This is a genomic window from Sandarakinorhabdus limnophila DSM 17366 (genome assembly GCF_945882885.1).
GTDB classification, from domain to species: Bacteria; Pseudomonadota; Alphaproteobacteria; order Sphingomonadales; family Sphingomonadaceae; genus Sandarakinorhabdus; species Sandarakinorhabdus limnophila_A.
Genome location: NZ_CAMCWT010000064.1, coordinates 1 through 11,547 on the forward strand (window position 1 = coordinate 1; position 11,547 = coordinate 11,547).

Sequence of the window (11,547 nt, forward strand, 5' to 3'; positions counted from 1 at the left end):
TGCCGATACATTACCAACCCGTCGCTGCCATAGGCTGAGACGCCTGCCGCATCGGCGATTACCCCATCCGGCACAATGGCGGCGAGGGCAGCGGCAATCTGGGCCTGTCGGGCCATGACAGCAGCGTCGGGTTCTGGCATCTTCATGCGTTCACCCTGCGCCGAAGCCCGCCTGCTTTGCTAGGGCCAAATACGCGACCCTGTACCGCTCTCCGGCGGCGATTGCAGCCTGTGCACCAAGTCCGGTGATCACGAAATGTGAAGCCCCGGCGATTATTGGCGTCACAACCAGAAGCGCACACCCGTTCGCAGCGACCAGCCGCCGGGATTTTCGCCCGCGGCCTGCGCCAGCCGCGCTGACTCGCCCAGGCGCCGCTCAAACATCACCGCAACATAGGGCGCCACGCGGCGGGTGATTTCGTAGCGGGTCAGCACGCCCGCCTCGATGATGGCCGGGCCCGGCGCGATCAAGCGCTCCGGCACACGCGTCAGATAGATGTCGGTTTCAAACAGGGGCTGCACCACCAGCCGGTTGGTCATCCTGAGATCGAACGACTGGCGCAGCCGCAGCAGCACGTCGCCCTTGAAACCGAAGAAGGCATGCGCTTCGGTTTCGAAGAACAAGGGCGACAGGCCCTGGACGCCCACCACGGCATAGCTGCGGGCGTCGGGCTGGATATCGTGGCGCAAGCCAACCTGCGCATCGAAGAACATCGCGATGTTGCGGCTGTAGAGCGCCTGGAACTCGCTCTGCTCCAGCCGCGGCCCCTTGGTCTCGCCCTCGGTGCGCCACCAGAATTTGTTCACGTCGCCGCCAATCCAGCCCTGCACTTCCCAGTTGGCGACCCATTTGCCGTCAAAGCGGGTGATGTCCGCCTCTTCGACCAGCGTGTAGTTGTTGATGGCATCGCCGTGGCCGTGGCCATCCTTGGCCAAGGCGGGCGCCGCCAGCAGCGCGGCGAGCAGAACGGCGCGCATCAATGGACGTGCTGCACGGCTGGCGCCGCCTTGCCATCCGGGCCCAGCACATTGGCTACCACCAGCTTGCCCATCATGCCCGAATTCATGTGATAGAGCAGGTGGCAGTGCAGCGGCCATTCGCCGGCTTCGTTCGCCGTCAGGATGATCGACTGGGTGCGCCCCGGTGCCACCACGATCACGTTCTTTTCCGGCATCAGGCCCGGTGCCTGGCCGTTTTCGACTTCAAAGAACATGCCGTGCAGGTGCATCGGGTGGGCCATCATCGTTTCGTTGATGAAGGTGACGCGCACGCGCTCGCCAAACCTCACGTCGATAGGCGGGCCTTCGCCGAACTTGTGGCCGTTCAACGTCCAGATGTAACGCTCCATGTTGCCCTGGAGGCGCACGATGATCTCCCGCGTCGGCGGCGCAGCTTCCTTGGGCGAGAGAGCCACCAGATCGCGCATGGAGAGCACACGCGCCCCGTAGGGCGCGCCAGTAGCCCAGCCAAAGACGCGGCCCGAACCATCGGTATCGCCTTCCTTGCCCAGCACCGGCATGGCCATCATGCCCTTCATCTTGCTGTGGTCCATCCCGGCCATCGGATCCTTGCCATAGCCGTAGTCGACCACCGGGAAGGGCGTGCCGTCGGCAGGTTTCTCGGCCAGCGCCACCGCCGTGCCGACATGCGGGCCCGAGGCCTTTGGCGTGCAGTGCCCCATTGCGGCATGTTCGGGCGGACAGTCGGGGTCAGTCGCTGCCGCCAAAACCGGTGCCTTGGGGGTACAATGGCCCATGGCGGCATGCTCAGGCGGGCAATCGGGATCAGCCGCTGCCGCCGCCGGAGTCACACCGGCAATCTGGCAATGGCCCATTGCGGCGTGTTCGGCCGTGCAGGCCTCGCCCGGCGCTGGCATCGAATGGCCCATCTCGGCCAGCAGCAGCACCTGTTTCGGCCGAGCGGCCGGTGCGGCCACGGTCAGCGCCGGATCACTGGTCAACCGCCCGAGCACACTGGCGCGCCGGTCGAGTGTTTCCAACCACAGGGCATGGGCGCCGGCCGGTGGCTCCACGATCACGTCATAGGTTTCGGCGACGCCCATGCGGAATTCATCCACCGTCACCGGCTGTACCGGGCGGCCATCAGCGGCCACGATGGTCATCAGCACGCCGGGGATACGAATGTCCATGAAGCTCATCGCCGAACCATTGATGAAGCGCAGTCGCACGCGCTGACCGGGCTGGAAGGCCAGAGTCGGCTCCGCCGCGGTTGGCCTGCCCTGCATCAGCAGCGCATAGCCGGTGACATCGGCAATGTCGGTCGCATCCATGCGCATGTCGCCCCACGCCGCGCGCTCGGCCATGGTCGCCTTCATCCCGAACTTCTTCGCGTCGCGCATCAGTTCGGGCAGCGTGCGCTTGTTCCAGTTGTAATAACCGGAATCGCTTTTCAGATTTTTCTGCACCCGGGCTGGATCTTCACGCGTGTGGTCCGACAGCAGGATCACATGCTCCACGTCAGACTTGATCGGGTCCTCGGCCTTGGGCGCAATAATCAGCGCGCCATATTGCCCGGCCTGTTCCTGGCCCCCGCTGTGGGCGTGATACCAATAGGTGCCGCTCTGCCGGATGCGGATGCGATAGGTGTAGGTCTCGCCCGGCGCGATGCCGGCAAAGCCGTTGAACCCCGGCGCACCATCATAGGCACCATCGACCAGAAGCCCATGCCAGTGGATGGAGGTTGTGGCGCTCAACTTGTTGGTGACGCGCACCACCGCTTCCTCGCCCTCCTTGAAGCGCAAAGTTGGGCCGGGCACGGTGCCGTTGATCGCGATCACGCTGTCGGTGCGGCCGGGCACGATCTGCATCGCTGCCCGCTCCACCACCAGATCATAGGTGCCCGCCTGCGCCAGCGTGGGCAGCAGCAGACCGAGGGCAAGAAGGAACATTCGCAACATCATGCCGCTCCATGAACCGCCAACATCCAGAAGGCCATGGCGATCATCGTCACATTCTCCAGCAGCGACACAAAGCCCAAGGGCACGTTGCTGCCGCCGCCAACGCAGGCGCAGGTGAGCGTGCGCTTCTCGATATAAACCGCCTTGATCACCGACACCGCACCGATCGAGCCGATGAACAGCGCGATGCCCGACGCCACACCGACCAGCTGGCCCGACAGCATCAGCACGCCTGAAGCGGCTTCGGCCCAGGCATAGACAGTGGCATAAGGCAACCATGCCCGCGCCAGCAGATCATAGCCGATGAAGCCGGTGACAAAGCCCTCGATGTCCTTCAGCTTCAGGAAGGCGAGCAGACACATCGCCATCCCGACAAACCATTCGGCCGCATGCAGCGTGAACGGTGTGCCCATCGTCGCCATGCTGACCGCCAGCGCCATCGCCGCTGCCATGCCGAACAGCGCAATTACCGGGCGATAGCTGATCGCCTTGGGGTCATGCATTTTCAGCCCCAGCCATTGGCGCAGATCATCATGCCCGCCAACGCGCTGGCCGGCGATCCACACCAGCGGCGTGGTCTTCACGCCGTTGGCGGCCTTGAAGGCCTCCACCTCCTCGCGGCTGGTCAGCAATTGCTCATCGAAGGAAAAGCCGTTGCTGCGCAACAAGTGGCGCGCCCTGAGCCCCCACGGGCAGACATGATCGGGCAAGGCCATGCGCACCAGCCGGGCCGTACGGGGAAGTTGTGCGTCCATCGAAATCATCCTTGGCGAATCACTGATCGAAGCGTCATACCCTCCGTACCACGATACAGAGTCAAGCCATGGCCAATCTCACTATCGCGCGCCTTGCGGCCAGCGCCGGTGTCGGCGTCGAAACCGTGCGCTTCTATCAACGCAAGGGCCTGATGGCGGTTCCGGCCAGCAGCGGCGCCGTGCGCCATTATGACGAAACCGACGTGCAGCGCCTGCGCTTCATTCGCGCCGCCCAGCGCGCCGGTTTCAGCCTGAAGGAAATAGCCGAATTGCTGGCGCTGGATGCCAGCGACGACCGCGCCCGCGTCCAGGCGCTCACCCGCACGCGGCTGGCCGCGCTCGATGCCGAAATGGCCGAGCTCGCCGCCGCCAAGGCCATGCTGGCCGGCCTGCTCAGCGAATGCACCAGCGGCAAGGCTGGCCCTTGCCCGATCATAGCCACTTTCACCGGCAAGGCCTGCCATTGATGGCCCCGGCTCGACACGGCCCGGTGTGTCGCCCAATGTGCCGGCCATGAAAACCCTTGCACATAATCCCCCCTTGGCCTGGCTGACCGTGGTGCTGGCCGGGGCCGTGCTGCCTATTGCGGCCATGCTGCTGCTGCGCGATGCGCCGGCGCCGGCACCGCTGGCGCTGATCGGGGGACCGATCCTGGCGGTGGGGCTGATGGGCATGGGCATGATCGCCGCGGCAGCGGCTGGACGGCTGTGGATCGGCCTGGGCCTGGCGCTGCTTGCCGGGGTGGGCCTGATCCTGATCGCGCGAGCGCTGGGCATGCCCGCCCTGCCGCACCCGTTTTCCACCGGGTTGGCGGTGATCGTGGCCAGCCTTAGCTTTGCGGCGCGCGGCACGCTCTTTGCACGCGCCATGGGGCGAAACGGCTGGCTGATGGCGCTGTTCGTGGTCGCGGGAGAGACAGCGATGCTGGTTTCGGCTGCGATGCTGCCGGCCTGGCTGCTCACCCTGCTGCCCGCCCAATGGGCCAGCACGGCCATCCAGACGGCGCTCACCAGCACCGGCACCCGCGCGGCCAGCTCTGCGCTATTCGCACTGGCCGGCACGGCGGCGACGACGCTGCTGGTCGCCTTCCTGTGGCCGCGCCGCTGGCCCTATGCGCTCATGTTCACAGCTTGGATCGGCCTGTCGGCGCTGGTCTGGCACCGGCCCGGCCCGCCGATGCCGCACGCCGATCTGGCAATTTACGCTCTGCCAGCATTGCTGGAGCGTCCGGCTAATGTCGCCCCCATCGCGATATCACCGCCCGATCCCGCCACGGCCAGCGCGCTGGCGCGGGTGCAGCGCCAGATCGAAAACTGGCCCGCCGCGGCCGAACGCGATCTCACCCAGCGCGCCCGCAACCTGCTGCTGATCGCCGCCGTAGCCGATCTTTACGATACTGAACCGCAGCAATCCCAGCTGCCAACGCTGGTCGCTGCCGAGCTCAAATCCCGCCTTCCCGCCGCTCAGCGCACCGCCATCCTTATCGCCATTTCGCTCCACCCCGAACAGGGCAGCGTTGCGGCGCGGGAAACGCTGCCGGCACTTGGCCTGCCCGCCAATGTGGGCGATGAAGCGCCGGTTCGCGGCCGGGTGGCACTCTATGCCGCGCAACTGGCTGCACAGCCCTGATCAGCAAGGCCTGACGCGGGGGCGACTTGCCAATCCGCAACACCCGCTGTTCTGTGGCGATGTGCGTAATCGAGGAGCAAGCATGACTGCCCTGAGGAGCTTCCCTGCAGCCGTGATCGGGGCGCTGATCGCACTGTGCACACCCCTTGCCGCCAGTACCCAGCCTGCGCAGGCCGCACAACTTGTGCCCGCCGGCTTCACGGTGCCCGTCGCGGCCCAAACGGCCACCTTCAAACTCGTGCCGCTGGGCCCAGCTTTGGTAAAGATCGATTACGAAGCCTACATGTCGTCCATCGATCATCTGCAAAGGACCTTCACCCGCAGCACGGATTGGCCGCACAAGAACCTCACCGCTGCCGATGCTATGGCCGACATGGAGAACGAAGCGGCCCGCTTCCGCAAACGCGAATCCTTCGCCTATGGCGTGCTCACCCCGGATGGCCGCCGCGAGCGCGGCAGCGTCTATATCTCGCCCAGCACTGTCGGCGGCTATGATGCCGTGGTGCGGCTATGGGTGACCAAGACCGAACATGACGCCGGCTTCGATGCGGAACTCTATGCCTTGGTGCAGACCTGGGTGCGCGCCAAATGGCCATTCGCCAATGTTGCCTACCCCGGCCGTGCCATCGATTGGGCGACCTGGGATGCGCTGGTGGCGGCTTCGAAGAGTAGCGGGAAAGAGTAAGAGGCCTCCGGCGGGCAGGGCCTGAGGCCCTGCACCCACTTTCGTTTTTGGCAAGCGATTCAGACACCAAACCAGCGCTGCAGGCAATCAATCTCGCCTGCAGCGCTGATGTGCGCGCCTATGGCTTGGGCAGCCCATCATCGAACGGGTGCAGGGACTGCGTCCCTGCCCGCCGGAGGCCCTCTTACGCTTCGTCCCGCAGCACCACCGTCAGCCCCGCCGGCAACGGATCAGGCACCGCGTCCAGTCGCGCCGCGTCGCGGCGGGCGCGGTCGATGATGGCGGGGACGACGGCGCCGACCACAACCAGCGCGTCGCAGCGGGCCAGGGCATTCAGCTGGTTAAGGGTGAGGTCGCCGGGGTCGTCACTGGTGATCGCGATCTCCCGCAATTGAGGAGTGGCAGTGGAGCTGCCTTCGATCACGCGCGACACAGCGGCGTCCGCATCGGGCAGTGCGGCGAAGGGATCAAGTGGCCCCGCTTGCGCCAGTGCACGTTCCCAGAGGCGGCGGCGATCATTGGGGGTGGGGTGGCGGGCGGCCACCGCGTCGCGGGCGGCGAGAATGGCGCGCGCCAACGGGCCGAGGCTGGCAGGGAGCAGGGCTTCGAAGCGGGTGCGCAAGGCGCGGGCAAGGCTGGCCGATGCGCCGGCGGTGGAGATGGCAACGATCACGGGCGAGCGATCGATGATGGCGCCCATCAGAAAGTCGGACATCGCCGGCTTGTCCACCACGTTGACCAGCAGGCCGCGGGCACGCAGCCGGGTGGCGGCAGCAAGGGCTTCAGCGTCATCCTCGATTGCGACAAAGGCAAGGACGGCTTCGGCAGCATGTTCGCCCACCAACTCGCCACCGGCAGCGCGGACGAGGCGGGCCTTGGCTTCCGCGGGTTCACCGTCGCCAACGAGGATGACCTGGCGGCCGGCGAGGTTCACGAAGATCGGCAGTTGCTGCATGGCGCGGCTGTGCCCTGCGGTTCAGGCCGATGCAAGTGCGTGCGGATCAGCGACGCGGGTGAGGCGCGCCAACAGCGCAAGGCCGCCGGGGATGGCAGAGAGCCCAGCCATGGCCGCCAAACGCCCCAGCGGGTGCCGGGCAACGGCGAGCGCCGCCATCGCGAGGCGCACCGGGCGGCGGGTGCGGGTGAGCAGCACGCGTTGATAATCCGCCGCGGTGGCCCCTTGCGCCAGCATGGTGGCAGCCAGCCGCCCGGATTCAAGCGCGATGGCCATGCCGTCGCCGCAGAAACTGGGGATGACGGCGGCCTGATCGCCCAGCCGCCACAGGCCGTCATCATTCGGCCCAGCGAGGTGGCCGTAGGGCACGCGGGAGATGGCGAGCGGGCGCGGCAGCAAGGGTTCGGCATCGGCCAGCGCAGCAAGGGCTGGCTCCCTGGTCAACCGCGCCAGCAGGGCGGGCCAGTTGCCGAGCTCGCGGTAATGCGCGCCATTGACCAGCAGGCACAGGTTGAGCCGCCCACCCTCCACCGGTTGCAGCCCGGCATAACCGCCATCGAAGAAGGTGACGGCCACGGTACCGACTAGCCGGCGCGACAGGGCCGCATCACGGAAATACATCTTTAAGCCGATCTCGTCCGGCCCATCGGGGCGCGGCAGGCCCCGCACATCATGCTTGCCGGTGGCGAGCAGCAGGGCCGGCGCGGCGATGTCCCCCGCCGTCGTCTGCGCCACGCCATCTGCCAAGCCGCGCACGCTTACCCCGCGCTGCACGGCGACACCGGCAGCGGCAGCGCGTTCGAGCATGGCTTCGTCCAGCACCCGGCGCGACAGGCTAAGCGCCGGGAAGGGCAAGGCAGCGGCGGCCTGGCGGTGGCCGGCGTTGATCTCGACACGGGTGATGGGCACAGCACCCAGGCGGCGCGCGTCCACGCCCAACCCGGCCAGCGCGGCCACCGCTTCACCACTAAGAAACTCGCCGCAGATCTTGTCATGCGGGCCTGTTTCGCGCTCCAGCAACAAAGGCGCTTGGCCCGATCTGGCCAGATCGATGCCCGCCGCCGCGCCGGCCAGACCGCCGCCGATGATCAGCGGCGCCGTCATTTCGGGCATGACTCCAACGTCCAGCGGAAGGGGAAATGCCAGCGGATTTCTGCCTGCACGCCGGCCGCTGCCAGCGCGGCTTCCCAATCTGGGCGGGTGAAAGCGCGGCGAACGGACAGCGCGCCATCGTGGGCCACGATCGGATGCCAGCGGAAGACAAAGGCAAGGGTGCGAAAGCCGGCCCAGGCCAGCCAGTGCCGGTGCAGATCGTTGATCAGCCAGCCGACGCGCGCTGTGCGCTCCATCCACTGGATGAACGCCACCAGTTCGTCATCGCGCATGTGGTGGGCAACCAGCGACGAGATGATGAAATCCGGCTGCCAGCCCAGCGCCTCGGCACGGCCGCTGTGGTAGGTGATGCCCAGCGCCGGATCGGTGGCCGCGGCGGCGACCGGCGCCGAACGCGGGTTGAGATCGATGCCGGCCAGTTCGGCGTGCAGCCTGCGCCCCTGCAGCCAGCGGGCGATGGCGCGCAGCATGTCACCATGGCCGAAGCCAACATCAAGCAAGGTGAACCCGACGCGGCTGGGCAATTGCCGGCGCAGCCAAGCGATGGTGGGCCAGCGCGCCAGCGTTATCGTGTTGACCCGTGCCAGATCGGCGATGACGGCGGCATAGGTGGCGGGATCAAGCCCGTCGGCATCCATCACCTCCGGCAGATCGGCGCGCTTGGAGAAATCCAGCCGCGCGTTTGGCCATTCGGCAGGGACGGCGCTGGATTTCACGCACCCACCGTTTCAAACCGGAAGCTTTCCGCCGCCAGGCCCGGACCGAAGGCCACAGCAAAACCCGGCACGCCCCTGGGTACGCTGGTGCCGATCCCGGCCATGATGCGTTGCAGGACGAACATGATGGTGGCGCTGCTCATGTTGCCGCATTCGCGCAGCACCTCGCGGGACCAGTTCAAGGCGCCCTGCCCGATGCCCAGCCCGGTTTCCACCGCATCCAAGATGGCGCGGCCGCCGCCGTGCACGGCCCACACACCATATTCATCCGGGCTGCGGCCATGCAACAGATCGACGCCCGCAGGGCCGGCCAGCGCCCGTTGCAGGATCGCCGGCACGCGGCCCGAAAGCACCATGTCAAACCCCTGATCGCCCACACCCCAAGTGATGGCATCAGCGGAATCGGCAATCGTGGCGGCGCGGAAATCGGTGAGGGAGATGCCGGTGGGATCAGCCGTCACCAGCGCGGCGGCACAGCCATCGCCGAACAGCAGCATGGCCAGCAACGATTCCAGCTCGCCCGTTTCCTGGAAATGCAGGCTGCACAGTTCCAGATTGACCACCAGCACCCGCGCCGATGGATCGGAACGGACGAAATGATGCGCCAGCCTGAGCGAATTCACTGCCGCATAGCAGCCCATGAAGCCCACATGCGTGCGCTCCACGCCGGGATTGAGGCCAAGGCGCTGCACCAATATCTGATCGATGCCCGGCGCTGTCATGCCGGTGCAACTGGCAACAACCAAGTGGGTGATGCCTTTCAATTCGGCAGAAGACAGGCCCAATCCGGCGATGGCCTGTTCGGCGAGGCCCGGCGCGGTGGCGGCAAAGCGCGCCATCCGCTTGGCGGTGGAGGGGAACGCGCCAGGACGATAGAAACCCTCGGCGTCCGCGGTGAAACCGTCCGGGTCTTTCACCGGCGTGAAGAAGCTCCAGCGGTGATCGATGGCGCTGCGGCCAACCAGGCGCTTGAAGATCAACTGGTCGCGCCGATCCTTGATCAGGCCGCCAACGAAATCCACGAACGCCTCGTGCACATCATTGGGCGGCAGCGCGCTGCCGATACGGTTGATGTGCGCGATTGCAGGGGCAGGCATCGCGGAAATTCCTTTTTGGTTGAAGGGCGACAGTGCGCCGGTTGGGCAGGGCTTGCAACAGCACGCACTGCGGCCGATGGATGCGCCATGAACTCATCAGGCATCAGCGCGGTTCCCGGCATATACGTCGGCCATGCCCATTGCGATGTGGCGCGCACCGGCGTCACCCTGATCTTGCCCCACGAACCCGCCGTGATGGCCGTGGACGTGCGCGGCGGCGGGCCTGGCACGCGCGAAACCGATGCGCTGAACCCGATCAACCTGGTCGAGCGCGCCCACGGGCTGGCGCTGGCCGGCGGTTCGGTGTTCGGGCTGGCGGCCGGGGATGAGCTGGCGCTGCTGCTTTCCGCCGCCGGGCGCGGCCTGCCGATGGGCGACGGCCTGCCCGCGGTGCCGGTCGTGCCGGCCGCGATCCTGTTCGATATCACCAATGGCGGCGACAAGGATTGGGGCATGGACCCACCCTATCGCCGGCTGACGCGCGCGGCCTTTGCGGCGGCCGGCCAGCCGGGCAGTGACGGCCACGGGCCCATCGGTGCCGGGTTCGGCGCGCGGGCCGGCAGCCGGGCCGGCGGCATAGGCAGCGTCTCGCGCGTGCTGGATGATGGCAACATCGTTGGCGCGCTGATCGCTGCCAACAGTTTCGGTGAAATTTATGCCGATGCGCCGCCCGGTGACGGCCCGGTGGAGATGCCCAAACTGGCCAAACATCGCCGCTTCGGGCGGGACAACACGATCATCGGCGCGGTCGCCACCAATGCGCCGCTCACCCGCGCCCAGGCCTTGCGAGTGGCGATGATGGCGCAGGGCGGGCTGACGCGGGCCGTCCGCCCGATCCACACGCCGTTCGATGGCGATTGCCTCTTCGCCATCTCCACCGCGCCCCCCGGCCTGACACCCGTGGACGATGTGCAACTGATCGAAATCGGCACGGTGGCCGCCGATCTGGTGGCCGCTGCCGTGCGCCAGGCTGTCGGGCTTTATTGAGCCTGCAAGGCCGCGATGCGGTTGGCCAGGGCGTCGAGGCGCGGCGCCAGTGTGACCGCCGCAGCCGGCGCGTCACGCAAGGCTTCGGCCAGCGCCGCGCGGCGATAATCGGCGCCAGCCAGTGGCGCCAGCGCGGCGCCCAGGGCGGATTCGGTCGCTTCCCGTTGCAAGGCCGCAGCCGAATCGGCGGCGCTGCCGGCAGCGATCGCGCGCGCGGCATCACGGGCGGCGCGGGCTGGGGCAGCGGCGGCTTCCACCTGCGCCACAATCGCTTCAAGCGCGGCAATCTCGGTTTCGGCAGCGGCCGGCGTTGGCGGTGGGGTGAGTGCCGGCATATCCGGCGCGGCCGGGGCCACGGCTTCGGCCGGCGGGGCACAGTCGGCGTCAGCCCTGGGGCAGCGGCCGACACCCGGCACGTTGCGCGGCACCATCGGCGAGATTTCACCGGGACGCGGGTTCAGGCTGGGCCAATCATTGGATCGGCCGGCGCAACCGACCAGCAAAAGGGCAAGAACAAGAGGCTGGGCCATGCGGTGCATGATTTATCGCCTAAAACGGCAAGGAAGAGGTTGCAATGCCCCGCGCGCATGGCTATCAAGCCCGGCCTGCACGGTGTGCGCCCGTAGCTCAGCTGGATAGAGCATCAGACTACGAATCTGAGGGTCGGACGTTCGAATCGTTCCGGGCGCACCA

Annotated in this window: 12 protein-coding genes and 1 tRNA gene; 5 read left to right on the forward strand and 8 right to left on the reverse strand. The window is 67.0% G+C overall.

The genetic code is table 11. From position 1 onward, the window contains the following. Positions 1-281: 281 nt before the first annotated feature. The 3 genes from Q7O19_RS11665 to Q7O19_RS11675 are packed head-to-tail and all read right to left on the reverse strand — an operon-like array spanning position 282 to position 3,672. A complete protein-coding gene (locus tag Q7O19_RS11665) occupies positions 282-977 on the reverse strand; it encodes a copper resistance protein B (protein ID WP_022680353.1) in 696 nt (231 codons plus the stop codon). Next, on the reverse strand, positions 977-2,908 hold the full coding sequence (locus Q7O19_RS11670; protein WP_303810688.1) for a multicopper oxidase domain-containing protein: 1,932 nt from the start codon (positions 2,906-2,908) through the stop codon (positions 977-979). The genes Q7O19_RS11665 and Q7O19_RS11670 overlap by 1 nt, the downstream gene beginning before the upstream one ends. Before the next feature lie 8 nt (positions 2,909-2,916). Then, positions 2,917-3,672, reverse strand: coding sequence for a MauE/DoxX family redox-associated membrane protein (locus Q7O19_RS11675; protein WP_303810689.1), 756 nt, complete (start codon positions 3,670-3,672; stop codon positions 2,917-2,919). Between the two features lie 68 nt (positions 3,673-3,740). Between Q7O19_RS11675 and Q7O19_RS11680 the strand changes: the two genes are divergently transcribed. From Q7O19_RS11680 to Q7O19_RS11690, 3 genes are all read left to right on the forward strand, one after another. After that, positions 3,741-4,139 carry a MerR family transcriptional regulator gene (locus tag Q7O19_RS11680; RefSeq protein WP_303810690.1) on the forward strand — a complete coding sequence of 133 codons (399 nt, stop codon included), beginning with the start codon at positions 3,741-3,743 and terminating at the stop codon, positions 4,137-4,139. Positions 4,140-4,185: 46 nt separating this feature from the next. Continuing rightward, on the forward strand, positions 4,186-5,301 hold the full coding sequence (locus Q7O19_RS11685; RefSeq protein WP_303810691.1) for a hypothetical protein: 1,116 nt from the start codon (positions 4,186-4,188) through the stop codon (positions 5,299-5,301). Positions 5,302-5,383: 82 nt separating this feature from the next. Further along, entirely contained in the window at positions 5,384-5,986 is a 603-nt protein-coding gene (locus Q7O19_RS11690) for a twin-arginine translocation pathway signal protein (RefSeq protein WP_303810692.1), read from the forward strand. A gap of 184 nt (positions 5,987-6,170) precedes the next feature. Here the strand turns inward: Q7O19_RS11690 and Q7O19_RS11695 are convergent, their stop codons facing one another. Genes Q7O19_RS11695 through Q7O19_RS11710 form a run of 4 tightly spaced genes read right to left on the reverse strand, consistent with a single transcriptional unit; the run spans position 6,171 to position 9,867 of the window. Then, a complete protein-coding gene (locus Q7O19_RS11695; protein WP_303810693.1) occupies positions 6,171-6,941 on the reverse strand; it encodes a bifunctional precorrin-2 dehydrogenase/sirohydrochlorin ferrochelatase in 771 nt (256 codons plus the stop codon). Positions 6,942-6,962: 21 nt separating this feature from the next. Then, positions 6,963-8,045: an NAD(P)/FAD-dependent oxidoreductase gene (locus tag Q7O19_RS11700; protein ID WP_303810694.1), complete on the reverse strand. Its 1,083-nt coding sequence runs from the start codon at positions 8,043-8,045 to the stop codon at positions 6,963-6,965. After that, positions 8,042-8,770 (reverse strand): methyltransferase domain-containing protein, encoded by a 729-nt coding sequence (locus tag Q7O19_RS11705; protein ID WP_369692469.1) that lies wholly within the window; start codon positions 8,768-8,770, stop codon positions 8,042-8,044. Before Q7O19_RS11705 ends, Q7O19_RS11700 begins: the two co-directional genes overlap by 4 nt. Beyond that, the gene (locus Q7O19_RS11710; protein ID WP_303810695.1) at positions 8,767-9,867 is read right to left on the reverse strand and encodes a type III polyketide synthase; all 1,101 of its coding nucleotides are present in this window, start codon (positions 9,865-9,867) and stop codon (positions 8,767-8,769) included. The genes Q7O19_RS11705 and Q7O19_RS11710 overlap by 4 nt, the downstream gene beginning before the upstream one ends. An 87-nt stretch (positions 9,868-9,954) precedes the next feature. Between Q7O19_RS11710 and Q7O19_RS11715 the strand changes: the two genes are divergently transcribed. After that, positions 9,955-10,854 (forward strand): P1 family peptidase, encoded by a 900-nt coding sequence (locus tag Q7O19_RS11715; protein ID WP_303810696.1) that lies wholly within the window; start codon positions 9,955-9,957, stop codon positions 10,852-10,854. Here the strand turns inward: Q7O19_RS11715 and Q7O19_RS11720 are convergent. After that, on the reverse strand, positions 10,848-11,393 hold the full coding sequence (locus tag Q7O19_RS11720; RefSeq protein WP_303810697.1) for a hypothetical protein: 546 nt from the start codon (positions 11,391-11,393) through the stop codon (positions 10,848-10,850). The two genes, Q7O19_RS11715 and Q7O19_RS11720, sit on opposite strands and share 7 nt — an antisense overlap. A 77-nt stretch (positions 11,394-11,470) precedes the next feature. Here Q7O19_RS11720 and Q7O19_RS11725 point away from each other — a divergent pair. Then, a tRNA-Arg gene (locus tag Q7O19_RS11725) sits at positions 11,471-11,547 on the forward strand.